Annotated in this window: 23 protein-coding genes; 13 read left to right on the top strand and 10 right to left on the bottom strand. The window is 53.1% G+C overall.

What is annotated here, in order from left to right; genetic code table 11:
- Positions 1 to 8: 8 nt before the first annotated feature.
- The 7 genes from ACTU3N_RS01380 to ACTU3N_RS01350 form a co-directional block, all read right to left on the bottom strand.
- Positions 9 to 335, bottom strand: a complete 327-nt coding sequence (locus tag ACTU3N_RS01380) for a cytochrome o ubiquinol oxidase subunit IV (RefSeq protein ID WP_443084360.1) — start codon at positions 333 to 335, stop codon at positions 9 to 11.
- Positions 335 to 949, bottom strand: coding sequence for a cytochrome o ubiquinol oxidase subunit III (locus ACTU3N_RS01375; RefSeq protein WP_443084359.1), 615 nt, complete (start codon positions 947 to 949; stop codon positions 335 to 337). The genes ACTU3N_RS01380 and ACTU3N_RS01375 overlap by 1 nt, the downstream gene beginning before the upstream one ends.
- Positions 939 to 2930, bottom strand: coding sequence for a cytochrome o ubiquinol oxidase subunit I (gene cyoB, locus ACTU3N_RS01370; RefSeq protein WP_443084358.1), 1992 nt, complete (start codon positions 2928 to 2930; stop codon positions 939 to 941). The genes ACTU3N_RS01375 and cyoB overlap by 11 nt, the downstream gene beginning before the upstream one ends.
- A 19-nt stretch (positions 2931 to 2949) precedes the next feature.
- Positions 2950 to 3897 (bottom strand): cytochrome o ubiquinol oxidase subunit II, encoded by a 948-nt coding sequence (gene cyoA, locus ACTU3N_RS01365; protein WP_443084357.1) that lies wholly within the window; start codon positions 3895 to 3897, stop codon positions 2950 to 2952.
- 427 nt (positions 3898 to 4324) lie between these two features.
- Complete coding sequence (locus tag ACTU3N_RS01360) at positions 4325 to 4483, bottom strand: hypothetical protein (RefSeq protein ID WP_443084356.1); 159 nt, start codon at positions 4481 to 4483, stop codon at positions 4325 to 4327.
- A 49-nt stretch (positions 4484 to 4532) separates the two neighbouring features.
- On the bottom strand, positions 4533 to 6008 hold the full coding sequence (ampG, locus tag ACTU3N_RS01355; protein ID WP_443084355.1) for a muropeptide MFS transporter AmpG: 1476 nt from the start codon (positions 6006 to 6008) through the stop codon (positions 4533 to 4535).
- Between the two features lie 37 nt (positions 6009 to 6045).
- The gene (locus ACTU3N_RS01350) at positions 6046 to 6624 is read right to left on the bottom strand and encodes a lipoprotein (RefSeq protein WP_443084354.1); all 579 of its coding nucleotides are present in this window, start codon (positions 6622 to 6624) and stop codon (positions 6046 to 6048) included.
- A 293-nt stretch (positions 6625 to 6917) separates the two neighbouring features.
- Here ACTU3N_RS01350 and bolA point away from each other — a divergent pair, with 293 nt between their 5' ends.
- The 9 genes from bolA to ACTU3N_RS01305 all read left to right on the top strand — a co-directional run bounded on the left by bolA (position 6918) and on the right by ACTU3N_RS01305 (position 17430).
- Positions 6918 to 7235 (top strand): transcriptional regulator BolA, encoded by a 318-nt coding sequence (gene bolA, locus ACTU3N_RS01345; RefSeq protein WP_443084353.1) that lies wholly within the window; start codon positions 6918 to 6920, stop codon positions 7233 to 7235.
- Between the two features lie 344 nt (positions 7236 to 7579).
- A complete protein-coding gene (tig, locus tag ACTU3N_RS01340; RefSeq protein WP_443084352.1) occupies positions 7580 to 8878 on the top strand; it encodes a trigger factor in 1299 nt (432 codons plus the stop codon).
- 425 nt (positions 8879 to 9303) lie between these two features.
- Positions 9304 to 9888, top strand: a complete 585-nt coding sequence (clpP, locus tag ACTU3N_RS01335; protein WP_443084379.1) for an ATP-dependent Clp endopeptidase proteolytic subunit ClpP — start codon at positions 9304 to 9306, stop codon at positions 9886 to 9888.
- 126 nt (positions 9889 to 10014) lie between these two features.
- A complete protein-coding gene (gene clpX / locus ACTU3N_RS01330) occupies positions 10015 to 11289 on the top strand; it encodes an ATP-dependent protease ATP-binding subunit ClpX (RefSeq protein WP_443084351.1) in 1275 nt (424 codons plus the stop codon).
- Positions 11290 to 11472: 183 nt separating this feature from the next.
- On the top strand, positions 11473 to 13827 hold the full coding sequence (gene lon, locus ACTU3N_RS01325) for an endopeptidase La (RefSeq protein ID WP_443084350.1): 2355 nt from the start codon (positions 11473 to 11475) through the stop codon (positions 13825 to 13827).
- Positions 13828 to 14037: 210 nt separating this feature from the next.
- Positions 14038 to 14310 (top strand): nucleoid-associated protein HU-beta, encoded by a 273-nt coding sequence (gene hupB / locus ACTU3N_RS01320; RefSeq protein WP_443084349.1) that lies wholly within the window; start codon positions 14038 to 14040, stop codon positions 14308 to 14310.
- A gap of 209 nt (positions 14311 to 14519) precedes the next feature.
- Complete coding sequence (ppiD, locus tag ACTU3N_RS01315) at positions 14520 to 16394, top strand: peptidylprolyl isomerase (protein WP_443084348.1); 1875 nt, start codon at positions 14520 to 14522, stop codon at positions 16392 to 16394.
- Positions 16395 to 16551: 157 nt separating this feature from the next.
- Positions 16552 to 16926 (top strand): helix-hairpin-helix domain-containing protein, encoded by a 375-nt coding sequence (locus ACTU3N_RS01310; protein WP_443084347.1) that lies wholly within the window; start codon positions 16552 to 16554, stop codon positions 16924 to 16926.
- A 96-nt stretch (positions 16927 to 17022) separates the two neighbouring features.
- Positions 17023 to 17430, top strand: coding sequence for a YbgC/FadM family acyl-CoA thioesterase (locus ACTU3N_RS01305; RefSeq protein WP_443084346.1), 408 nt, complete (start codon positions 17023 to 17025; stop codon positions 17428 to 17430).
- A gap of 55 nt (positions 17431 to 17485) precedes the next feature.
- Here ACTU3N_RS01305 and queC read toward each other — a convergent pair whose 3' ends face one another.
- Entirely contained in the window at positions 17486 to 18181 is a 696-nt protein-coding gene (queC, locus tag ACTU3N_RS01300; RefSeq protein WP_443084345.1) for a 7-cyano-7-deazaguanine synthase QueC, read from the bottom strand.
- A 66-nt stretch (positions 18182 to 18247) separates the two neighbouring features.
- The gene (locus ACTU3N_RS01295; protein WP_443084344.1) at positions 18248 to 19945 is read right to left on the bottom strand and encodes an SgrR family transcriptional regulator; all 1698 of its coding nucleotides are present in this window, start codon (positions 19943 to 19945) and stop codon (positions 18248 to 18250) included.
- 95 nt (positions 19946 to 20040) lie between these two features.
- On the opposite strand from ACTU3N_RS01295, the gene cof reads away from it, so the two are divergent.
- Entirely contained in the window at positions 20041 to 20859 is an 819-nt protein-coding gene (gene cof, locus ACTU3N_RS01290) for an HMP-PP phosphatase (RefSeq protein WP_443084343.1), read from the top strand.
- Positions 20860 to 20908: 49 nt separating this feature from the next.
- On the opposite strand, the gene ACTU3N_RS01285 is transcribed toward cof, so the two are convergent.
- Positions 20909 to 21961 (bottom strand): PLP-dependent cysteine synthase family protein, encoded by a 1053-nt coding sequence (locus tag ACTU3N_RS01285; RefSeq protein ID WP_443084342.1) that lies wholly within the window; start codon positions 21959 to 21961, stop codon positions 20909 to 20911.
- Between the two features lie 115 nt (positions 21962 to 22076).
- On the opposite strand from ACTU3N_RS01285, the gene ACTU3N_RS01280 reads away from it, so the two are divergent.
- Genes ACTU3N_RS01280 through ACTU3N_RS01270 form a run of 3 tightly spaced genes read left to right on the top strand, consistent with a single transcriptional unit; the run spans position 22077 to position 26118 of the window.
- Entirely contained in the window at positions 22077 to 22535 is a 459-nt protein-coding gene (locus ACTU3N_RS01280) for an Lrp/AsnC family transcriptional regulator (protein ID WP_443084341.1), read from the top strand.
- A gap of 51 nt (positions 22536 to 22586) precedes the next feature.
- Positions 22587 to 24347, top strand: a complete 1761-nt coding sequence (locus ACTU3N_RS01275; protein ID WP_443084340.1) for a SmdA family multidrug ABC transporter permease/ATP-binding protein — start codon at positions 22587 to 22589, stop codon at positions 24345 to 24347.
- Entirely contained in the window at positions 24340 to 26118 is a 1779-nt protein-coding gene (locus tag ACTU3N_RS01270; RefSeq protein ID WP_443084339.1) for a SmdB family multidrug efflux ABC transporter permease/ATP-binding protein, read from the top strand. The genes ACTU3N_RS01275 and ACTU3N_RS01270 overlap by 8 nt, the downstream gene beginning before the upstream one ends.
- Positions 26119 to 26191 lie beyond the last annotated feature (73 nt).

The raw sequence follows: 26191 nt of genomic DNA, 5'->3' as shown, positions 1-26191 counted from the left end.
CGCCGCTCTTATCGAACCATCATGTTGTAGTTCAGGTTCCACATAATCCACAGTGAACCTACAACCACAATGCCGATGATCAGTGCAGTAAAGACGAAGGCCGTAAAGTTCCAGCCCTCATCAGACTTGGTGTTCATGTGCAGGAAGCAAACCAGATGCACCAGAATCTGCACAACCGCAGTCACAATGACTGTCCCCACAATGGCTGCATGGGAAGCCGTACCGTTCATCACCATCCAGAACGGAATCACTGTCAAAATAATCGACAGGATAAAACCGGTTATGTAGGTTTTTACGCTACCGTGAGAAGCGCCGTGATCGGTTGAATGACTCATTACATCGCCCCCATCAGGTAAACAACAGAGAACACACAGATCCATACCACATCCAGGAAGTGCCAGAACAAGCTCAGGCACTGGATACGGGTACGGTTAGTACTGGTCAGGCCCCGACGTGAAACCTGGAACATCAGAACCGCCATCCAGATAAGACCGGAGGTCACGTGCAGACCGTGGGTGCCTACCAGCGCAAAGAACGCTGACAGGAAGCCGCTGCGATCCGGCCCCATACCTTCGACAATCAGGTGGTGAAACTCATAGATTTCCATCCCGATAAACCCGGCGCCAAACAGCCAGGTCAACGCCAGCCAGGAGATAACCTGGCTTTTGTTGTTTTTGTACATGGCGATCGCCGCCATGCCATAGGTGATGGAACTGAACAGCAGCAGGAATGTTTCTACCAGTACGAACGGCAGTTCAAAAATGTCCTTACCCGTCGGCCCGCCCGCAGTGCCGTTCACCAGAACGGCATAGGTAGCAAACAGACAAGAGAACAGAATGCAGTCGCTCATCAGGTAGATCCAGAAACCGAATACTTTATTCGCCCCTGCATCGTGGTGCCCGTGTTCGTGCGCATGGGCGTGCGCGTTCGTCAGAGTATCAGTTGCCATTTTTCAGCCCTGCTTTAGTGATCTCATCGAAATGCTGGTTTTCCAGTTTCTCGATTTCTGCAACCGGTACGTAGTAATCCACGTCCTCGTCGAAGCTTTTCACGATCCAGCTAATTACGATGCCCGCGAAGCTTGCGATCGCCAGCCACCAGATGTGCCAGATCATGGCGAAACCAAATACCGTTGCAAAGGCGGCGATAACAATACCGGCACCGCTGTTTTTCGGCATATGAATTTCTTCATAATGCGCAGGCTTTTTATAGGCTTCGCCTTTTTCTTTCATTTCCCAGAAAGCGTCACGCTCGTGAACGTGCGGAACGATAGCGAAGTTATAGAACGGCGGAGGAGAAGAGGTCGCCCACTCCAGCGTACGGCCGCCCCACGGGTCACCCGTCAGGTCACGGTTCTGATCGCGGTCGCGAATAGAAACGAAGATCTGAATCAGCAGGCACAGAATACCAATGGCAATCAGCGCTGCACCGCACCCGGCAATCATCAGCATGGTGTGGAACTGCGGGTCAATCTGCTGGCTGAGACGACGAGTCATACCCATAAAGCCCAGCACGTACAGCGGCATAAATGCAACGAAGAAGCCAATTATCCAGAACCAGAACGCGCGTTTACCCCAGGTTTCGTTCAGCGTGAAACCGAAGGCTTTCGGCCACCAGTAGGTCAGGCCTGCGAAGCAACCGAACACGACACCGCCGATGATAACGTTATGGAAGTGCGCAATCAGGAACAGGCTATTGTGCAGCACGAAGTCTGCGCCCGGTACTGCCAGCAGCACGCCGGTCATCCCACCTACGGAGAAGGTTACGATAAAGCCGATAGTCCACAGCATTGCTGAGTGGAACACGATGCGGCCCTGGTACATGGTGAACAGCCAGTTGAAGATCTTCACCCCGGTCGGGATGGCGATAATCATCGTTGCAATACCGAAGAAGGCGTTTACGTTACCGCCTGCACCCATGGTAAAGAAGTGGTGCAGCCAGACGATGAACGACAGCACGGTAATACAGACAGTTGCCCACACCAGCGAGGTGTAACCAAACAGACGTTTACGTGAGAAGGTTGCCGCAACTTCTGAGAACACCCCGAACACCGGCAGCACCAGAATGTACACTTCCGGATGGCCCCAGGCCCAAATCAGGTTGATGTACATCATCATGTTGCCACCCATATCATTGGTAAAGAAATGGGTGCCCAGATAGCGATCCAGGGTCAACAAGGCAATAGTCGCGGTCAGAATCGGGAACGAGACGATAATCAACACGTTAGCGCACAGTGACGCCCAGGTGAAGACCGGCATTTTGAACATGGTCATGCCCGGTGCGCGCATCTTCAGGATAGTCACGAAGAAGTTGATACCGGTCAGCGTCGTACCGATACCGGACAGCTGGAGACTCCAGATCCAGTAATCGACCCCGACACCAGGACTATATTCAATCCCCGAAAGCGGTGGATAAGCTAGCCAACCCGTCTGCGCGAACTCACCTACGCCCAGAGAGATGTTAACCAGAATCACACCCACAACCGTGAACCAGAAGCTCAGGTTGTTAAGGAACGGGAACGCTACGTCGCGTGCGCCGATCTGCAGCGGAACCACAAGGTTCATCAGACCGATAACAAACGGCATCGCCACGAAGAAGATCATGATAACACCGTGAGCGGTGAAGACCTGATCGTAGTGGTGAGGTGGCAGGAAGCCTGCTTCACCCGCCGACGCCAGCGCCTGCTGGCTACGCATCATCACCGCATCCGCGAAGCCGCGCAGCAGCATAACAACAGCCACGATGACATACATGATGCCAAGGCGTTTGTGGTCAACAGAGGTTAACCATTCTTTCCACAGCCATGACCACTTACCGAAATAAGTGATCAGAGCCAGTACCGCCAGTCCCCCGACGATAATCGCAGCAATCGTGACCATGATAATAGGTTCATGGTACGGCACTGCATCCAGTGTAAGTTTTCCGAACATCGTTTTCTTCCTCGACCCCTTAGTGAGAGGTTTCCGCGTGGCTCATGTTCATGCCTTCCATACCATCGTGCTTGCTATGCTCGCCTTCCGGTTGGGTCGGATCCATGCTCATGCCGTGGCCCATAAATTTGTTGATAACATCTTTAAACAAATCGGGTTTAACGCTGGAGAAGTATTCAACCTTGTTGTATTCGCTAGGTACGGCAATCTTCTCGAAAGCGGCCATGTCGGACACGGTTTCAGATGATTGCTTCGCTTTAGCGACCCACTGGTCGAATGCGGCGCGGTCCGGCGTTGCAATGGCTTTAAATTTCATGCCGGAGAAGCCCGGGCCACTATAGCTGGCGGAGATGCCATCATAAGTACCGGCTTCGTTGGCGATGAGATGCAGGTTCGTCTGCATACCGGCCATCGCATAAATCTGGCTACCCAGGCGCGGGATAAAGAACGAGTTCATCACAGAGTTAGAGGTCACTTTGAACTCTACCGGGACGTTCGCCGGGAAGGCGATTTCGTTTACGGTAGCAATGCCCTGTTCCGGATAGATGAAGAACCATTTCCAGTCCATGGAAACCACTTCGATTTTAATCGGGGCTTCGTCATGTACCAGCGGCTTGCTCGGTTCGAGCGAGTGGGTGGTTTTCCAGGTTAATACGGCAAGGAACAGGATGATCAGAATTGGCACTGTCCAGACCACAGCTTCCACTTTGTTGGAGTGTGACCAGTTAGGGCTATACTTTGCATCTTTATTGCTTGCACGATACTTCCAGGCAAAACCAAGGGCCATTAAGATGGCGGGAATAACGACGATCATCATCAGGCCAAAAGCCGTCAGTATCAAAGAGCGTTGCTCCAGTCCAATCTCTCCTTTGGGGTCAAGAAGTGCAGAATCGCAGCCAGTAAGTAAAACTGTGCCGGCGATTAATGACAACCATCCCAAACTTTTATTGTATTTCCTGAGTCTCATTTAACGACCTCAATTCCACGGGATCTGGTGGCGCTTAAAGTGTGCGGGCATTTTACGGAAAGGTTACGTTACTGTAAACATGATTGGCTCTCTGTCAGTAAGGTGTTACCGGGTTCTGCCGTTTATGTCACACGTAATGCAACAAACTGTAAAATGAGACATTTGCACAACCAGAGATTGAGATATAACAAAAATATTACTTTACAAATAGCATTACGGGTAAATTGGTATAACCAATCAATTAAATAAACATTTAGTTAACAATTATTCAGCAACTAATGAACCTTACTGGAACTAATTAGAAACTCAAGCATTGTTAACACGACTAAGCCGTTAAAGAGTAGCCATTATTTTAAAGCGCACAAAATAATTAAGAATATTTTTATGCGCCGAAAAATAATCGTATCCAGGAGCAGAAAATTTGTGTTTATTTGTTGAGCATAATAATAACGCTGGGGAATAATCCCTCGCTATTTTTTATATTTGCCGCTGATTTATAAGGTAAAATATTTATCAGATCTATTTTATGTGGCGTTAAAAATATTTTTTTGCGAGCAGTTAAATATATTGTTTGATATTTCGCCATATTTTTTCCATGCGCCAGGCCTGGCAAAGAGCGCCCGCAGGCGCCCTCATTACAGCAGCTCGGTTTTTCGCAGCGCCAGCAAATCCAGCAGACCGCCGTATACGACCCCGCCGATGGCCAGAAACGCGCCCCACTCCAGCAGTTGAGCATCGATACTCCAACGGGTGATGCCAAGATGGTTGCTGAGCAAAACCAACAATCCGGCGGCAAGCAGCAGGCAACCCGTGGCGAGGATACGCAGCGCCAGCCGATAGGCACCGCTGTACTCGGTACGGGGAATAAACGTTTCGGTACGCTGGGCATGCTCCAGTGTTTTTTTGCAAAGTAGCAGCAATATCAGGCCAGGAACGGCGGCGACAATAGAGAAAAGATAGAACGTAGGCCAGTCCCAGTTCGTCACAAACCAGCCAGCCAGTGGGCCGACATAAACGCGCCCGACAGCCGAGAGGGCTGAGAGCAATGCAAACTGCGTTGCGGAAAAGGACTTGTTGCACAAAGACATCAGCAAGGCGACAAAGGCGGCGGTACCCATACCGCCGCACAGGTTTTCGAAAAACACCGCAGCACCCATGGTGAAGAGGTCTTTTTCAGTCACCGATAAAAACCAGTAACCGGCATTCGACACCGCCTGCAAGACGCCAAAGATTAACAATGCCCGAAACAGCGTCAGCCGCTGCATCAGGACGCCGCCCCACAGCGCGCCGATAATCGTTGCGATAAGCCCAAGGCTTTTATTCACCATCCCCACATCGCCGGGATCAAACCCGAGGCCGCGAATGAGGAACAGCGTGGTCAGACTCACGGCAAAAGCATCGCCGAGCTTATAAAGGACAATCAGCAGCAGAATAAGCCAGGCATTATTGCGCCCGAAAAAATCGCGCAGCGGTGCAACGACCGCTTCTTCTAATGATTTTGGCGCAGGGTTGGCATCCGTCGGTTCCGGCGCGCACAGCGTGGCGATAATACACGGGATCATTAATGCCGCCATCAGCCAGTACATTCCTTGCCAGCCGAGCCAGCGGTCCGCCAGCCACAGCGCCAGGCCACCGGAGACCAGCATCGCGATGCGATAACCGAGCACGCTGATAGCCGCACCTGCACCGCGCTCGTCTGCGGGCAGCACGTCGGTCTTCCAGGCGTCAAAAACGATATCCTGAGAAGCGGAACAAAACGCTATCAATACCGCCAGCGCGGCCATCCAGCGCAGATCGGTTTCCGGTTGCAGGAAACCCATCCCGGCAATCGCAATCATCAGGCAAACTTGCGTGAGTAGCAGCCAGCCGCGACGCCGCCCCAAAAATGAGGGGGTATAGCGATCCATCGCTGGCGACCAGAGAAACTTAAAAACATAGGCCTGGCCGACAAGCGAGAAGAAGCCAATGGTTTTGACGTCAATGTCTGCGACGGTTATCCATGCCTGAAGTGTGCTGCTGGTCAGCGCGAGAGGAAGCCCGGATGCAAAGCCAAGCATCAACAGGATGATTGTTTTAGGCTGCGTAAAAATGCGTAAGTAATAATTGGACATAGGTTACAAAATGGCCCGGACAAGCCGGGCCACTATTTTATCGTGCGTTTTGTTTAATAAAGTCGTGAATGCTGGTGTCCTGAGACATATCTGCAATGGTATCGGTCAACACACTGTTAACCGCATTGGCAATCTTGGTGTTATTGGCTTCAAACGCGCCTTCAACGTTGTAACTGGCACGGTAGTTTTTGGTCATTTTGTTGCCGTTCGCAGCGGTAGCAATGATGGCGATATCGGCTTTCGTGGCGATGCTGTAACGCACATTACCCTGCGTGACGTCAGCATACAGCTGGTTAACAATTATCTGCAGATTGACTGCGCCATTCGGCCCAATCATATAACCGCGCGCGGTCATCTGCTTTTCAAGCACTTCTTGCAACAGGAAGCGCAAATCCCGGGAAGCCGTCAGCGTAACCAACTGATTATCACGGGTCACTTTTGCCAGCGCCTGGTCAGGACGCTGATCGGCACCGTTAATGCTCACGGTGACGCCCATCAGGCTTGGATCCTGCTGCGGCAGGGTGATGCTCGGCGCAACATTAATGGTGGTTGGCGGAGTAGCGCACCCGGCCAACATAAATAACGCTATCAAAGGAAAAAGGAGTTTTTTAAACATGTTCAGGCTCTCAAAGGAACGTATGCTTTTAGTGTGAAAAATTGCCGTCATCATAACATTGCCGCCGGTAAGGGGAAGACTTCAATGCATGTAAATTCATCGTCTTGTCCTTTTTTCGGCGCATTACGCATCTTGCATGTAAAAATCTGTTCTGTTTCATTAGATTCCATCTGATGCCAGGTAAACCAGGATATTTATTAATTTTTTGTTGTTTTCGGATTATGGAGCCTGTAAAAGCGGCTAATATTTAAGAAGATGGCTGGGATCCCAGCGTTGTCTGGAGGGGTAAGATCATGATGATGCGCGAACAAATCGAAGGGAAATTAAAGGCGGAATTTGAGCCCGTGTATCTCGAAGTTGTTGATGAAAGCTATCGTCACAACGTTCCGGCCGGTTCTGAAAGTCATTTCAAAGTCGTACTGGTAAGCGACCGCTTTAATGGTGAGCGTTTTCTTAATCGTCACCGGATGATTTACACTGCGTTAACGGATGAACTGTCAACGACACTTCATGCACTTGCATTGCATACTTATACCATCAAAGAGTGGGAAGGGCTGCAGGATACGATTTTTGCCTCTCCACCATGTCGTGGCGCGGGCAGTATCGCGTAAAAGCTATTTGCAACTGCGGGAACTTTTCCAGTATGTTGCATGCAGATTGAGTAAAACGGCCTGCGGGCCGTTTTGTTTTGCCTGAATTTTGAGCGAGAAGTCATGTTTTCTGCGCAAAATTGCGTCAGAAGTGTGAAAAGTGACGCAACTTTGCCAACCACCCGTTCTCGACTCACATCAGCGATGCCGCTATAATGCTGCGTCTTATTTTTCGGAATGTCTTCGGGGTGATTCTGACGACAGGGAATGTATATCTGATTTGAGAGAACATCCCGGTTCTGTAACGCATAAGGTTGCTTACAGAGTAGAGTTGACCGAGCACTGTGATTTTTTGAGGTAACAAGATGCAAGTTTCAGTTGAAACAACTCAGGGCCTTGGGCGCCGTGTAACGATTACAATCGCTGCTGACAGCATCGAGACCGCTGTGAAGAGCGAGCTGGTCAACGTAGCGAAGAAAGTTCGTATTGACGGTTTCCGTAAGGGCAAAGTACCGATGAATGTCGTTGCTCAGCGTTATGGCGCTTCTGTACGCCAGGACGTGCTGGGCGATCTGATGAGCCGCAATTTTATCGACGCGATCATTCAGGAAAAAATTAACCCGGCTGGCGCACCGAAATATGTTCCGGGCGAATACAAGCTGGGCGAAGACTTCACTTACTCTGTTGAGTTTGAAGTGTATCCGGAAGTCGAGCTGAAAGCGCTGGAAACCATCGAAGTTGAAAAACCGGTTGTTGAAGTCACTGACGCTGACGTTGATACCATGCTGGACACGCTGCGTAAGCAGCAGGCAACCTGGAAAGACAAAGACGGCGCAGCTGATGCTGAAGACCGCGTAACCATCGATTTCACCGGTTCTGTTGACGGCGAAGAGTTCGAAGGCGGCAAAGCCACTGATTTCGTTCTGGCAATGGGCCAGGGCCGTATGATTCCGGGCTTTGAAGAAGGCGTTAAAGGCCACAAAGCGGGCGAAGAATTCACCATCGACGTGACCTTCCCGGAAGAGTACCACGCAGAAAACCTGAAAGGGAAAGCAGCGAAGTTCGTTATCAACCTGAAAAAAGTTGAAGAGCGCGAACTGCCGGAGCTGACCGAAGAGTTCATCAAACGTTTCGGCGTTGAAGATGGTTCCATCGAAGGTCTGCGCGCTGAAGTGCGTAAAAACATGGAGCGCGAGCTGAAAGGCGCGGTGCGCAACCGTATTAAATCTCAGGCAATTGATGGTCTGGTGAAAGCGAACGAAATCGACGTTCCGTCAGCACTGATCGACAGCGAAATCGACGTTCTGCGTCGCCAGGCTGCGCAGCGTTTTGGTGGCAACGAGAAACAAGCACTGGAGCTGCCGCGTGAACTGTTCGAAGAGCAGGCGAAACGCCGCGTCGTGGTTGGTCTGCTGCTGGGCGAAGTGATTCGCACCAACGAGCTGAAAGCTGACGAAGAGCGCGTTAAGGGCCTGATCGAAGAGATGGCTTCTGCTTACGAAGATCCGACAGAAGTTATTGAGTTCTACAGCAAAAACAAAGAGTTGATGGACAACATGCGTAACGTTGCCCTGGAAGAACAAGCGGTTGAAGCGGTTCTGGCTAAAGCGAAAGTGACTGAAAAAGCCACTTCCTTTAATGAACTGATGAACCAACAGGCTTAATGCTGTAAATACACCGAATTATTCTGGCGGCGCGGTGGTTCGCGGGAGCTTAGAGAAGTACAAAAGTGAGTGACCGGGAGCCATTATGAGCGCAGTCTGCGTGCGTCAGCCTGAAGAATAGAGTGTAATAAGCCCGTTACCTGCCGGTGACGGGCTTTTTTTATCCATTCACTTTTTTCAGATGTGTGCTAAAAGAGCGTTTCACTATTAGCGTAACAGCAAAAGATTGTTATGCTTGAAATCATGCGATGTCATCCCCACTAAGGGAAGAGTGGCAATAGAGACTCTGGCTGATAATCCGTCCGTGAGGGGTAATGGTCAGACCCCGCGCACTCAAGTACAATCAGTACAGCAGGTTTGTTTATTTTTTTATCCAGGAGACGGTAATGTCATACAGCGGCGAACGAGATAACTTTGCACCCCATATGGCTCTGGTGCCAATGGTTATTGAACAGACTTCACGCGGTGAGCGCTCTTTCGATATCTACTCCCGTCTTCTTAAAGAACGCGTGATTTTTCTGACCGGTCAGGTCGAAGACCATATGGCGAACCTGATCGTGGCTCAAATGTTATTTCTGGAAGCGGAAAATCCGGAAAAAGACATCTACCTGTATATTAATTCTCCAGGCGGCGTGATTACCGCCGGGATGTCCATTTACGATACTATGCAATTTATTAAGCCGGACGTGAGCACCATTTGTATGGGGCAAGCCGCATCCATGGGGGCTTTCCTGCTGACGGCAGGGGCAAAAGGCAAGCGTTTTTGCCTGCCAAATTCTCGCGTGATGATCCACCAGCCGTTAGGCGGTTATCAGGGACAGGCTACGGATATCGAAATCCACGCCCGCGAAATCCTGAAAGTGAAAGGACGCATGAATGAACTTATGGCGCATCACACGGGTCAATCGTTAGAGCAAATTGAGCGTGATACTGAACGAGATCGTTTCCTTGCCGCACAAGAGGCGGTTGATTACGGCCTGGTTGACTCAATTTTAACCCATCGTAACTAATGCTCATGCCCAGGTGCCGCTATACTAGCTAGTGCGAGCGGTAACATGCTTGAGTAATGTTTTGCGCCTGGAATGGCATTTGCGTCGTCACGTGCGGCACAAAGAACAGAAAAGAGGTTTTGACTCATGACAGATAAACGCAAAGATGGTTCGGGCAAACTGTTGTACTGCTCTTTTTGCGGCAAAAGCCAGCATGAAGTGCGTAAGCTGATTGCCGGGCCGTCCGTGTATATCTGCGACGAATGTGTTGATCTGTGTAACGACATCATTCGCGAAGAGATTAAAGAAGTTGCGCCGCACCGCGAGCGCAGCGCACTGCCTACGCCGCACGAGATTCGCCACCACCTGGACGATTACGTTATCGGTCAGGAACAGGCGAAAAAAGTGCTGGCAGTGGCGGTTTACAACCACTACAAACGCCTGCGCAATGGCGACACCAGTAACGGTGTAGAGCTTGGCAAAAGTAACATTCTGCTGATAGGTCCGACCGGTTCCGGTAAAACGCTGCTGGCTGAAACGCTGGCTCGCCTGCTGGACGTTCCGTTCACCATGGCGGATGCGACCACGTTAACTGAAGCCGGTTACGTGGGGGAAGATGTCGAAAACATCATCCAGAAGCTGCTGCAGAAATGCGACTACGATGTGCAGAAAGCGCAGCGCGGGATTGTCTACATCGATGAAATCGACAAGATTTCGCGTAAGTCTGACAACCCCTCCATCACCCGCGACGTATCCGGTGAAGGCGTTCAGCAAGCACTGTTGAAACTGATTGAAGGCACCGTTGCCGCCGTTCCGCCGCAGGGCGGGCGTAAACATCCGCAGCAGGAGTTTTTGCAGGTCGATACCTCCAGGATCCTGTTTATCTGCGGTGGCGCTTTCGCCGGTCTCGACAAAGTGATTTCTCACCGTGTTGAAACCGGCTCCGGCATTGGTTTTGGCGCCACGGTGAAAGCAAAATCGGAAAAAGCCAACGAAGGTGAGCTGCTGTCGCAGGTTGAACCGGAAGATCTGATTAAGTTTGGTCTGATCCCGGAGTTTATTGGTCGTCTGCCGGTGGTCGCAACGCTGAACGAACTGAGCGAAGAAGCCCTGATCCAAATTCTGAAAGAGCCGAAAAACGCCCTGACCAAGCAGTATCAGGCGCTGTTTAATCTGGAAGGTGTGGATCTGGAGTTCCGTGACGAAGCGCTGGACGCTATCGCTAAAAAAGCGATGCAGCGTAAAACCGGTGCGCGTGGCCTGCGTTCAATCGTTGAAGCGGCGCTGCTGGATACCATGTACGACCTTCCGTCGCTGGAAGACGTCGAAAAAGTGGTGATTGACGAATCGGTTATCGAAGGGCAGAGCAAACCGCTGCTGATCTACGGCAAGCCGGAAGCGCAGCAGGCATCTGGTGAATAATTAATCAATTCTTACAGCAGGTTAATCTGAAAGGGGGGATTTTATCTCCCCTTTTATTTTTCCGTCTCCCCGCCGTTGAATGTGTGGCAAACATCCCCATATACTGCTTTACATGTTAATGGTGCGTGTTGCACAGTCACGTCACCTTATTACCTGGCGGACTTTAAACTAAGAGAGAGCTCTATGAATCCTGAGCGTTCTGAACGCATTGAAATCCCCGTATTGCCATTGCGCGATGTGGTGGTTTATCCGCACATGGTCATTCCGTTATTTGTGGGACGGGAAAAATCTATCCGTTGTCTGGAAGCGGCCATGGACCATGATAAAAAAATCATGCTGGTCGCCCAGAAAGAAGCATCAACGGATGAGCCGGGTGTAAACGATCTTTTCACCGTCGGGACCGTGGCGTCTATTTTACAGATGCTGAAATTACCTGACGGCACGGTAAAAGTGCTGGTCGAAGGCCTTCAGCGCGCACGCATTACAACACTTTCTGATGATGGCGAGCATTTTTCCGCTAAAGCGGAATACCTCGACTCACCGGCTATTGAAGAGCGTGAGCAGGAAGTATTGGTACGGACGGCTATCAGTCAGTTTGAAGGCTATATCAAGCTGAACAAAAAAATTCCGCCGGAAGTGCTGACTTCGCTCAACAGCATCGACGATCCTGCGCGCCTGGCAGACACTATCGCTGCGCATATGCCGCTGAAGCTGGCAGATAAGCAGTCCGTGCTGGAGATGTCCGACGTCAACGAACGTCTGGAATATCTGATGGCCATGATGGAGTCGGAAATCGATCTGCTGCAGGTTGAGAAACGCATTCGCAACCGCGTGAAAAAGCAGATGGAGAAATCCCAGCGCGAGTACTATCTGAATGAGCAAATGAAAGCCATTCAGAAAGAGCTGGGCGAGATGGACGACGCGCCGGACGAAAACGAAGCGCTGAAACGCAAGATTGACGCGGCGAAAATGCCTAAAGAGGCAAAAGAGAAAGCCGAGTCTGAGCTGCAGAAGCTGAAAATGATGTCGCCGATGTCCGCCGAAGCCACCGTGGTGCGCGGCTATATCGAATGGATGGTGCAGGTGCCGTGGAATGCGCGCAGCAAGGTCAAAAAAGACCTTCGCCAGGCGCAGGAAATTCTCGATACCGACCACTATGGCCTTGAGCGCGTCAAAGACCGCATTCTTGAGTATCTTGCGGTGCAAAGCCGTATGAACAAGCTGAAAGGGCCAATTTTATGCCTCGTCGGGCCTCCGGGGGTGGGTAAGACTTCCCTGGGCCAGTCGATAGCCAAAGCCACCGGGCGTAAATATGTCCGTATGGCGCTGGGCGGTGTGCGTGACGAAGCCGAAATTCGCGGTCACCGTCGTACCTATATCGGTTCCATGCCGGGCAAATTGATCCAGAAAATGGCGAAAGTTGGCGTAAAAAACCCGCTTTTCCTGCTTGATGAAATCGACAAAATGTCGTCTGACATGCGCGGCGATCCGGCTTCTGCACTGCTGGAAGTATTAGATCCAGAGCAGAACGTGGCCTTTAGCGACCACTATCTGGAAGTGGATTACGATCTGAGCGATGTGATGTTTGTGGCGACCTCCAACTCCATGAACATTCCGGCACCGCTGCTGGATCGTATGGAAGTGATTCGTCTTTCTGGTTATACCGAAGATGAAAAACTGAACATTGCCAGACGGCATCTGCTTACCAAACAGATTGAGCGTAACGCGCTGAAACCACACGAAATCACCGTGGATGACAGTGCAATCATCGGTATTATTCGTTACTACACCCGTGAAGCGGGCGTGCGTGGCCTGGAGCGTGAAATCTCTAAATTGTGCCGTAAGGCGGTTAAGCAGTTGCTGCTCGATCCAAGCCTGAAGCACATTGAGATTAACGGTGATAATCTGCACGATTATCTGGGCGTTCAGCGCTTCGATTATGGTCGCGCGGATGACGAAAACCGCGTAGGCCAGGTGACGGGGCTGGCGTGGACGGAAGTCGGCGGTGACCTGCTGACTATCGAAACCGCCTGCGTACCGGGTAAAGGCAAACTGACCTATACCGGCTCACTGGGCGAAGTGATGCAAGAGTCTATCCAGGCGGCGCTGACCGTTGTGCGTGCCCGCGCGGAGAAACTGGGCATCAACGGCGACTTCTACGAGAAACGCGATATCCACGTTCACGTACCGGAAGGCGCAACGCCGAAAGATGGCCCGAGCGCCGGTATTGCAATGTGTACGGCGCTGGTTTCTTGTCTGACCGGCAATCCGGTGCGTGCGGATGTGGCGATGACCGGGGAAATTACCCTGCGTGGCCAGGTTCTGCCTATCGGTGGGTTGAAAGAGAAGTTACTGGCAGCGCATCGTGGCGGTATCAAGACGGTTCTGATCCCTTACGAAAACAAGCGCGACCTGGAAGAGATCCCGGACAACGTTGTCGCCGATCTGGATATCCATCCGGTCAAGCGTATTGAGGAAGTTCTCAGTCTTGCACTGCAAAATGAGCCCTTCGGTATGCAGGTTGCCACCGTAAAATAGTGATATTGCGCAAAGAGCATTGATAAAAACAGGGCTGGCAAGTAAATTCCCACTTGCCAGCCTTTTTTTGTATAGCTAATTTAGGTGGCTGGTTGGGTGTGTCATCAACAACTGGTGTTGTAAGGGCATGACATGCCTGATATAACTGCTGCGCGGTCGCACTGTGAAGGACTCAGGTGCGATATATATTATAAAGAGAGGAAGAGAAGAGTGAATAAATCTCAACTGATAGACAAGATTGCTGCAGGTGCTGATATCTCCAAAGCTGCGGCTGGACGTGCGTTAGATGCTGTAATCGATACCGTTACTGAATCTTTGAAATCCGGGGACGACGTAGCACTGGTTGGTTTTGGTACTTTTGTGGTCAAAGATCGCGCTGCCCGTACTGGCCGCAACCCGCAGACCGGCAAAGAGATCACCATTGCTGCTGCTAAAGTCCCGGGATTCCGCGCAGGCAAAGCGCTGAAAGACGCGGTAAACTGATCGCTTTCCCCATGCGGGGGAGGGTGCAATTTATAAGGGCGCATCGCAAGATGTGCCTTTTTTATTTGCACACAGGCAATTTCTGCGAGTTTATACGCATTGCGGGCTAACAATTGCGCCGTTTTCTTGTCAAAATATGCGCTTACTCGCAGCGGGCAATGAGTACTGCCTGAGTTTTACAGTCAACTACAGCGGAGTGTTGTTACACCATGATGGACAATTTACGCGCGGCGGCTAATCACGTCGTGCTCAAAATCATTCTGGGTTTGATCCTTTTGTCATTCGTTCTGACTGGCGTGGGTAATTACCTGATTGGCGGTAACAATAATTACGCCGCAAAAGTGAACGGTCAGGAAATTAGCCGCGCGCAGTTCGAGAATGCCGTGACCAATGAGCGTAACCGTATGGCGCAGCAACTGGGCGATCAGTTTTCAGAGCTGGCCTCTAACGAAAACTATATGAAAGCCATGCGCCAGCAAGTGCTCAATCGTATGATCGACGAAGCGCTTTTGGATCAATACGCTAAAAATCTGGGGCTGGGTATCAGCGATAAGCAGGTTAAAGACGCGATTTTCGCCACTCAGGCTTTCCAGTCCAACGGTCACTTTGATAACGCCCGCTTTAATGCGCTGGTGAATCAGATGGGGATGAGCGCGGATCAATACGCTCAGGCGCTGCGTAACCAGCTAACCTCCCAGCAGCTGATCAACGCTGTCGCCGGCACGGATTTTATGCTGAAAGGCGAAACTGATGAGCTGGTGGCTTTAGCCGCTCAGCAGCGCGTAGTGCGCCAGGCGGTCATTGATGTCAACGCGCTGGCTGCGAAACAGACGGTAAGCGACGAAGAGGTTTCCAGTTACTACGAGCAGAACAAGAACAGTTTCGTGGCGCCGGAGCAGTTCCGCGTGAGCTACATCAAGCTTGATGCTGCTGCGATGGAGCAAAACGCCAGCGATGCGGAAATTCAGGCTTATTATGATGAAAACAAGGACACCTTTACCCAGCCGCAGCGCAACCGCTATAGCGTGATTCAGACCAAAACGGAAGATGAGGCCAAAGCGGTACTCGATGAGCTCAATAAAGGCGCTGATTTCGCCACCGTCGCAAAAGCGAAATCCACCGATATCATCTCTGCGCGTAATGGCGGTGATATGGGCTGGCTGGAAGAGTCCACCACGCCGGATGAGCTGAAAAATGCAGGTTTGAAAGAGAAAGGCCAGCTTTCAGGCGTTATCAAATCTTCCGTCGGCTTCCTGGTGGTTCGTCTTGACGATATCCAGCCTGCAAAAGTAAAACCGCTGAGTGAAGTGCGTGACGAACTGGCGGCGAAAGTGAAACACGAAAAAGCGCTGGATGCCTGGTATGCATTGCAACAAAAAGTCAGCGAAGCCGCGAGCAATGACAACGAGTCGCTGGCAGGCGCTGAGCAAGTTGCCGGAACGAAAGCGGTCGAAACAGGCTGGTTTGGCCGTGACAACCTGCCAGAAGAGCTGAACTTTAAACCCGTGAGCGATGCCATCTTTAATGGCGGTCTGGTCGGGCTGAACGGTACGCCGGGCAGCAACTCTGACATCATTACCGTTGAGGGCGATCGCGCATTTGTGCTGCGTGTCACCGAGCATAAACCTGAAGCGGTCAAACCGCTTGATGAGGTGAAAGCGCAGATTACCGATATCGTTAAGCACAACAAAGCAGAGCAGCAAGCGAAACAGGATGCCGACAAGCTGCTGGCTGAGCTGAAAGCGGGTAAAGGCGATGAAGCGCTGAAAACGGCCGGTCTGAGCTTTGGAGCTCCGCAAACGCTGACCCGCGCTGAGCGGAACGCGTTTAGCGAAGCGGTCTTCAACCTGCCGCAGCCGGCAAAAGACAAACCGTCTTACGGTGTTGCCAGCGATACGCAGGGTAACGTCGTGGTGATGGCGCTGGATGAAGTCAAAGCGGGCACGATGCCAGAGGCGCAGCAGCAGCAAATGGTGCAGCGCATTACCATGAACAACGCGCAAATCGCTTTTGAAGCAATGATGGGCAACCTGCGTAAAGAAGCCAAAATCAAATTTGGCGAGACGGTTGATCCGCAGCAGTAAAGGTTGACGGCTCGAAGAGCCTCGCAAAAATTTGCAACGTTTTGCAATTCACAAAGGCCGCTTTCGCGGCCTTTTCCATTTCTGCGTTTTGCTGTTTGTCTGTTTTTTTGCCACCGATTATCGTGAGTTTGCTGTTAAAAAACTAAGGAGAAACAGAATGAAGCAAGGAATCAAAGCCGCCCTGGTCACCCTGAGTATCGCCTGTGCCACCCTGAGCTATAGCGCCGTTGCAGCACCCGTCGCGGGAGCGAAGGCGGTGGCAACACAGAGCAAAAGCGACGCCACATCAACTGTGCAGGCGCAGGATACGGCAAAAAGCGCGGAAGAAGAGACAGGCTCCCGAATCAGCATCAACACGGCCAACGCACAGGAACTATCGCAAGCGATGAACGGGGTCGGGCTGAAGAAAGCCCAGGCCATTGTGAACTATCGAACGGAATATGGGCCGTTTAAAACGCTGGAGGATTTAATTCAGGTACCCGGGATAGGGCGCTCGCTACTGGAGCGTAACCTGGCATCGCTGAAACTTTAAAGCTTGCACAGTCGAAAATCTTTGCCAGGCTATAGAGGTCATACCAGTTATGACCTCTGTCCCTAAAATAAACAAAACAGCTAAGGTTAACGCGCTATGCAGACCCAGATAAAAGTCCGTGGTTTCCACCTCGATGTCTATCAGCACGTCAATAATGCCCGCTATCTTGAGTTTCTCGAAGAAGCTCGCTGGGATGGGCTGGAGCATAACGAAAGCTTTAAATGGATGACCGCGAATCATATCGCCTTCGTGGTGGTCAATATCAATATTAACTATCGACGTCCGGCGGTACTTGGCGATCTGCTTAGCGTTACCAGCCATGTCCAGCAGATTAACGGTAAAAGCGGCGTGCTCAGCCAGGTTGTCACGCTGGAGCCGGAAGGGCAGGTCGTGGCTGATGCGCTGGTGACCTTTGTCTGTATCGATTTGAAAACCCAAAAAGCGCTGGCGCTGGAAGGAGAGCTGCGGGAAAAACTGGAGAAAATGATCCGCGAAGGGGATTAACGCTATCGCAATCCATGCCCGGCAGGTTTCAGCGCCACCGGGCACATTGGCTGCGTTATTGCAGGCCAGTCTTCTCTTTCATCGCGGCCATGACGCCAGCTTTGTCTGACAGATAGCCCTGCAAGCCGTTAGCCCGCAGGCTGCAGGCGGCGCAATGACCACATCCGTCGCCCTGGATACCGTTATAGCAGGTCAGCGTATCGTTACGCACCCGTTCCAGTTGCCCCCAGTAGTCGGCCAACGCCCAGGTTTCTGCTTTATTGAGCCACATTAGTGGGGTTTCAAAGCGAATATCTTTAGCCAGACCCAGATTCACCGCGTGATTAAGCGCTTTAACAAACTCATCCCGGCAGTCCGGGTAACCGGAAAAATCCGTTTCGCACACGCCGGTGATAACCGCCTCTGCCTGCACCTGCCAGGCATAAACGGCGGCCAGCGTAAGAAACAGGATATTGCGCCCAGGTACAAAGGTATTCGGAATACCGCTCGCGTCAGGTTCGTAGTCAGGGACAGGAATGCTGTCGCGCGTCAGGCTGCTGACCGCCAGTTCATTAAGCATGGTGACATCCAGCACTTTATGCGCACGTGCGCCCAGCGTTAGCGCCAGCCTGCGTGCCACATCAATTTCGGCACGATGACGCTGACCGTAATCAAACGTCACACAATGGACTTCATCATACTGCTGCAACGCCTGAATCAGACAGGTCGTGGAGTCTTGTCCGCCACTAAATACCACAACGGCACGTTTCATAATTCTTCCTGGCAATTACAAATAAAACACTATGGTAACGCGTGCTGAGAACAGCGACCAGCTTCTTCACCGCTCTGGCGCGGGTAACCAGGCTTCGGCAAAATCAAACCATCCACGGGTATTCAAACGTATCCCTTCGACACCGGGCGGGGCGCTAATGCGATAGTGATAGTTAAACAGCGGCGTCAGGAGCGCCTCATCCATCAGCTTGCTGAACACATTTCGCAGCGCGTTGACGCGCTGCTGTTCATCCGCCTGGCGCTGCACAGCATCTAATGTTGCCTGTAAATGCGCAAACTGCGGCGCGCTGAGCAAATTCGGCCACAGCGGATCGCATCGCAGCCACTGCTCAAGGGTATAAGCCGCGGTCTCGCCAATCAGCCGGTCTCCCATTAGCAAATCGGCCGAGGCCAGCTGCGTGCAGCCCTCCCAGCTTTTACTGTCATGGAAAATCACCGTCAGTTCACAGCCCAGCCTGGCAAGATAGCACTTCAGTTGTTCTGCCATCGTGTGCAGCTCTACCGGCAGGTGATAGAGCAGCGTCAGTTTTTCCGGCAGCGGTACGTTTTGCGAAGACCAGCGGGGAATATGCCACCCAGGCAACAATTCGCGACTGGGGGTGACAAGGTTTTCATCCAGCGGTAGCGTTTGTAACAGCGAAGTGCTGTGGATTATCTGCACCAGGCGGCGCGCTTGCGCCAGGCTCAGCCGCGCGCCGGGGCGCAGAGCAAGATAGCAAAACCCGAGACTGATGCTATTACCCACCGGCTGTAAATACTGCAACTCATCCGCTTGCCCTATCGCAATCTGCACCGGATGGCGGCAACTGGTGCCAAGATCCTGCTCGAAGAGTTGCGGCGTTATCCAGAACTCCACCGCCTGGAGCAGTGGATGCCCCAGATGCCAGGCGTCGTGGCATTCCAGGCGAACCAGCTCGCGGCTGAAAGTCGCCAGGCGAAACGCTCCGGTGCCGATATGCGGGTGCTGAGGATGCGCCAGCACTGCGGCGTAGCTCGCCAGGCGGTGCGCCAGCCAGTAGTCCGGGCGCTGCAAGGTAAAGGTCAGGCACCAGGGATGGCTCACCTCAATATGCGTCACGCTGTCAAACAGCTTACGCAGCGCAGGCAGCGTCAGCAGCATTTGCAAGCGCGCCTGTAACTGCTCGGCTTTCAGCGCATCGCCATTGTGCCAGCGCACCGTTGAGCGTAAATAGAATCGCCAGCGCAGGCCATCATTACTGATATTCCAGTGATGGGCCAGATCGCCCTGGGGCAGCGGGCTATCAGAGGTAAAACGCGTCAACCCGCTGAAAATCTGCCCGGCCAGGTGTTGTTCGGCGCGGCCAGGGAGAAAACCCGGCGTGAGCGGCTCCAGCGGGCGGTAGTAAGGGATGCGCAGCGTCGGGGTTTCGTTTTGCCATAGCCCGCCGAGGAACGGGTTCAGCAGCGTGCGCAGATCATCGGGCGCAAGCTGCGCCAGCGCGAGGGCATTTTGCTGCTGCCCGGTTTTCAGCGCCTGCTCCAGCATCTCACTACGTAAGGCATCGGGGGCAGCATGAAAATGGAGCGTGCCACGTTTGCCGCGCCCTGATTGCGAAGACCAGCTTAACCAGCCCGCTTCCTGCATCTGGCGCAGCAACGTGCGCATATGGCGCTCGCTACAAAAACAGCGCGCCGCAAGCTCAGTCACGCTCGCTGACTGGGAAGCTCCGCCTGATGATTGCCACAGGCGTTGGTATTGATTCAGCCGATTCAGTTGTCGCATAAACCCGGAACAATAATAATTATCTATTCACTATTACTTCCGTATATCTCACGCAATACTGGAACGCAACCCCCTACATCACACCGGAGAAAATTATGGCGCGTCTGGCTGCATTTGATATGGATGGCACCTTGCTGATGCCCGACCATAATTTAGGCGAACAAACGCTGGCCACGTTGCGCCGCCTGCGTGAGCGCGATATTTCGCTGGCTTTTGCGACCGGCAGGCATGCGCTGGAAATGCGCAGCATTGTGAACAAGCTGGCGCTGGATGCCTTTCTTATTACCGGTAACGGGACGCGCGTTCACTCTCTGGAAGGTGAAGTGCTCTACCAGCAGGATCTTGACCCGGAGGTGGCTGAATGTGTGCTGCACAGCAAGTGGGAGACGAATGCTACTATTCATGCATTTAATGATTCAGGCTGGATGACGGATAAAGCACTGCCGGAAACGCTGGCCGCGCACCAGTACAGCGGTTTTACCTACACTTTGATGGATCTCAAGCGCTTACCGGCTCACGATGTCACCAAAATTTGTTTTGTTGGCGATCACGAGGATCTCTCCCGCCTGCGTATTCAGTTAAACGACGCATTAGGATCGCGGGCGCACTTATGTTTTTCGGCGTCGTACTGCCTGGAGGTGCTGCCGGTGGGCTGCAACAAAGGCGCGGCGCTGGCGATGCTCAGTCAGTCGCTCGGCCTGACGTTACAGGACTGCATGGCGTTTGGCGATGCGATGAATGACCGCGAGATGCTTGAGAGCGTCGGGCGCGGCATGATTATGGGCAATGCGATGCCGCAACTGCGCGCGGCGTTGCCGCATCTACCGGTTATCGGGCACTGCCAGAACCAGGCGGTGTCGCACTTTTTAACTCACTGGCTGGATACACCCAATCTTCCTTATTCCCCCGAATGAAAAGATCTTTTCCAGCAAGCCGGGCGCATACCGTCCGGCTTTTTTTATCTTAAAGCGTGCTGGTCAGGCGCACGAGCTCCGCGTGCCAGGGCGTGATATCGCCGAAGTTAGCCGCCACCCACTGCGGGTTATAATAGGTGTCCAGATATCGCTCGCCGCTGTCGCACAGTAGCGTGACGATAGCACCGCTGCGCCCTTCGCTGCGCATACGCGCCGCAAGCTGTAATGCGCCCCACATATTGGTGCCGGTAGAGGCGCCGACTTTACGGCCCAGCTGCGTTTCCAGCCACTGCGCGGTTGCCACGCTGGGTGCATCCGGTACGCGCAGCATTTCATCAACAACATCTGCGATAAAAGATGGCTCAACGCGCGGGCGGCCAATGCCTTCAATTTTACTGCCGTGCGGGCTACGCAGGGTCGCGTCACGCTGCTGCCAGTAATCAAGAAACACGGAGTTTTCCGGATCAACCACCATCAGTCGGGTGTCATAACCCTGGCTGCGAATATAGCGCCCCAGCGTCGCGGATGTCCCGCCCGTGCCCGCGCTCATCACAATGGAGTCCGGCACCGGATAAGGCTCGTTTTTCATCTGGCGGTAAATACTGTCGGCAATATTATTATTGCCGCGCCAGTCGGTGGCCCGCTCGGCATAGGTAAACTGATCCATATAGTGACCGTTTAATTCGCGGGCCAGTTGTTCGGACTCGGCGTAGATCTCGCATGCGCTCTCTACAAAGTGGCAGCGGCCGCCGTAAAACTCAATTTGTTGCACTTTGCGTTTCGCCGTGCAGTGCGGCATCACCGCAATAAAGGGTAAACCGAGCAGGCGCGCGAACCAGGCTTCTGACACGGCGGTGGAGCCAGAAGAGGCCTCAATGATTGTCGTGCCTTCTTTAATCCAGCCATTGCATAAGCCGTAGAGAAACAGCGAGCGCGCGAGGCGATGCTTCAGGCTGCCGGTAGGATGAGTGCTCTCATCCTTCAGGTAGAGATGAATCCCCGGAAACGCGGGCAGGATCAGGCGGATAAGATGCGTATCTGCTGAGCGCTGGGCATCAGCATTTATTTCATTAATGGCATGTGTAACCCAGGTGCGATTCATCGGTTTTGTCCATTTATCATTTTGTGCCCAGTCTAGCGAAAGCCCCGGAAAAAAAGGTTGCCATTTCACCTTTTCAGTAGACTATAAAGAGAAAAATATTCTCCAAAGGCGCGATATGTTAGATAAAACTGACCGTAAGCTGCTCTCCTTGTTACAGCAGGATTGTTCGCTCTCTTTGCAGGCTTTGGCAGATGCCGTTAATCTGACTACTACGCCATGTTGGAAACGACTGAAGCGCCTGGAAGATGACGGGATTTTGCTCGGCAAAGTCGCGGTACTGAATGCGGAAAAACTCGGCCTGGGGCTGACGGCGTTTGTTCTGATTAAAACTCAGCATCACAGCAGCGAGTGGTACAGCAGCTTTGTCAGCGAAGTCAAACAGATGCCGGAAGTGCTCGGTTTCTGGCGCATGGCGGGTGAGTACGATTATTTGTTGCGCGTACTGGTGTCTGACATGAAGGCTTACGACAGTTTCTATAAGAAACTGGTAAACAGCGTGCCGGGGCTGTCAGATGTGACTTCGAGTTTCGCCATGGAACAGATAAAATACACCACAGCTTTACCCATAGAATAACCCTCCCGGCTGCAATCCCGCGGCCGGAAAACACGTTCAGGATGTAACCGCGTGCGATTATTTGTTCAGTTAGGCTGGTATTTTCGCCGGGAATGGCGTCGCTATCTCGGTGCTGTAGCCTTACTTATTATTATCGCCATCTTGCAACTTATTCCGCCGAAAGTGGTGGGAATAGTGGTGGATGGCGTGACGAAACATCACTTTACGCCACAGCAGGTGTGGATGTGGGTCGGTACGCTGGTGGTTGTTGCCATCATTACCTATTTGCTGCGCTATATCTGGCGTGTCTGGCTATTTGGCGCGTCTTACCAGTTGGCGGTGGAACTGCGGGAAGATTTCTATCGCCAGCTTAGCCGCCAGCACCCGGAGTTTTATTTACGCCACCGCACCGGTGATTTAATGGCGCGGGCTACCAATGATGTTGACCGGGTGGTCTTTGCCGCAGGCGAAGGCGTGCTGGCGCTGGTGGATTCGCTGGTGATGGGCTGCGTGGTGCTCATCGTCATGGCGACGCAAATCAGCTGGCAGCTTACCCTGTTTTCGCTGTTGCCGATGCCGATTATGGCGGTGTTTATCAACCGTTATGGCGAACAGCTGCATCAGCGCTTTAAGCTGGCGCAGGCGGCGTTCTCATCGCTCAACGATCGCACGCAGGAGAGCCTGACCAGCATCCGTATGATAAAAGCCTTTGGCCTGGAAGACAGGCAGTCGATGCTGTTTGCACAGGACGCGGCGGACACCGGGGCGAAAAATATGCGCGTTGCGCGTGTGGATGCCCGTTTTGATCCAACGATTTATGTCGCCATAGGCATGGCAAGCATGCTGGCGATTGGCGGCGGAAGCTGGATGGTGGTCAATGGTCGCCTGACCCTGGGCGAGCTGACCAGTTTTGCGATGTACCTGGGTCTGATGATCTGGCCCATGCTGGCGCTGGCATGGATGTTTAACATCGTCGAACGCGGCAGCGCTGCCTACAGCCGCATCCGCGATATGCTGGCTGAAGCGCCGGTAGTCAATGATGGTACTGAGTCCGTACCGCAAGGGCGCGGGACGCTGGAGATGGCTATTCGCGCGTTTCATTATCCTGAGGTCGCCGCGCCGACGCTGGCAAATGTTAACGCCAGGCTTGCCCCCGGGCAGATGCTCGGTATTTGCGGCCCAACCGGCGCAGGCAAGAGCACGCTGTTATCGCTTATTCAGCGCCATTTCGACGTGGAGGAGGGCGACATCCGCTTTCACGGCCTTGCGCTACAGCGCCTCAAACTTGATGAGTGGCGCAGCCGACTGGCGGTCGTCAATCAGACGCCGTTTCTCTTTTCCGACACCGTTGCCGGGAATATCGCACTCGGTAAACCGGGGGCCACGCAGGAAGAGATTGAGCATGCGGCGAAGCTCGCCAGCGTGCATGAGGATATTTTGCGCCTGCCGCAAGGGTACGACACGGAGGTGGGCGAGCGCGGGGTGATGCTTTCCGGCGGGCAAAAGCAGCGTATCTCTATTGCGCGCGCCCTGTTACTGAATGCCGAGATCCTGATTCTTGACGATGCGTTATCAGCAGTGGATGGGCGCACTGAGCATGAAATTTTACATAACCTGCGCCAGTGGGGCGAAGGGCGCACGATTATTATCAGTGCCCATCGTCTGTCGGCGCTGACGGAAGCCAGCGAGATTTTAGTGATGCAGCACGGTCATATCGCCCAGCGCGGACAACATGAGCAACTGGTGCGCCAGCCCGGCTGGTATCGCGATATGTATCGCTACCAGCAGCTTGAAGCCGCGCTGGATGACGCGCAGGAGGCCGTCGATGCATAATTCAGGCAAACAATGGCCAACGCTGAAACGCCTGCTGAAGTACGGTTCGCCGTGGCGCAAACCGCTGACAAAAGCCGTCGTTATGCTGTGGATTGCCGCGGCGGCAGAGGTCGCCTGTCCGGCGTTAATCAGCTACTTTATTGATAATATGGTGGCGAAAAGCTACCTGCCGCTGGGGCTGGTGGCGGGGCTGGCTGCTATCTATATCGGTCTGCAACTGCTGGCGGCGGGGCTGCATTATGCCCAGGCGCTACTGTTTAACCAGGCGGCGGTGGGGGTGGTGCAGCAACTGCGCACCGACGTGATGGACGCCGCGCTGCGCCAGCCGCTGAGTGCCTTCGATACCCAGCCGGTCGGGCAGATTATCTCTCGTGTCACCAACGACACTGAGGTTATCCGCGACCTTTACGTCATGGTGGTGGCAACGGTTCTGCGCAGCGCAGCGTTGATTGGCGCGATGCTGGTGGCGATGTTTAGCCTCGACTGGCGCATGGCGCTGGTGGCGCTGGCGCTCTTCCCGGCGGTGTTTATCGTGATGTTTCTCTACCAGCGTTACAGCACGCCGATTGTCCGCCGCATGCGCGCTTACCTTGCTGATATTAATGATGGCTTTAACGAAATCATTAACGGTATGGGTGTTATTCAGCAGTTTCGCCAGCAGTCGCGTTTCGGCGAACGTATGAGCGATGCCAGCCGCTCGCACTATATCGCGCGTATGCAGACGCTGCGGCTGGACGGTTTCTTGCTGCGCCCGCTGTTGAGCCTCCTTTCAGCCCTGGTGCTGTGCGGGCTTCTGATGCTGTTTGGTTTCTCCTCCGTCGGAACGGTGGAAGTCGGCGTGCTGTATGCATTTATCAGCTATCTTGGCCGCCTTAACGAACCGTTAATTGAGCTGACCACCCAGCAATCAATGTTGCAACAGGCGGTGGTGGCGGGCGAGCGCGTGTTCGAGCTAATGGACAGGCCGCGCCAGAATTACGGTCACGACGATACGCCTTTGAAAAGCGGTACCATTGATATTGATAATGTTTCGTTTGCTTATCGTGACGACCAGTTTGTGCTGCGGGATATTTCATTGCACGTGGAGCCGCGCCATTTCGTTGCGCTGGTGGGGCATACCGGCAGCGGCAAAAGTACGCTCGCCAGCTTATTGATGGGCTACTACCCGCTGAGCACCGGGGAGATCTGCCTCGACGGGCGGCCCATCTCCACGCTCAGCCACGCGACGCTGCGCAAAGGCGTGGCGATGGTGCAGCAGGACCCGGTGGTGCTGGCCGACAGCTTTTTCGCCAACGTTACGCTTGGTCGCGATATCAGCGAGGAAGAGGTCTGGCGCGCGCTGGAAACCGTCCAGCTGGCGGAGCTGGCGCGCAGTATGAGTGACGGCATCCATACGCGCCTGGGCGAGCAGGGCAATAATCTCTCGGTTGGGCAGAAACAACTGCTGGCGCTGGCGCGCGTGCTGGTTAAGACGCCGCAGATCCTTATCCTCGATGAGGCGACCGCGAATATTGACTCCGGTACCGAGCAGGCGATTGCGCAGGCGCTGACGGCAGTGCGTGAGCATACGACGCTGGTGGTTATTGCTCACCGCCTGTCGACGATTGTTGAGGCGGATACCATCCTGGTGTTGCATCGTGGCCAGGCGGTAGAGCGCGGCACGCACCAGCAATTGCTCAATGCCAAAGGCCGCTACTGGCAAATGTATCAGTTGCAGCTGGCGGGTGAAGAGCTGGCGGCAAGCGAGCGTGAAGACACCCTGAGCGCCTGATGCACCACGATTAAGCAGCGCACCAACGGTTTTATTTGTTGGTGCAAAAATGTAACGCACCCTGCACTGTCAT

This window comes from Vagococcus sp. WN89Y (genome assembly GCF_052220145.1).
Taxonomy (GTDB): Bacteria; Pseudomonadota; Gammaproteobacteria; order Enterobacterales; family Enterobacteriaceae; genus Kosakonia.
This window is presented reverse-complemented; position numbering and strand designations above follow the sequence as displayed.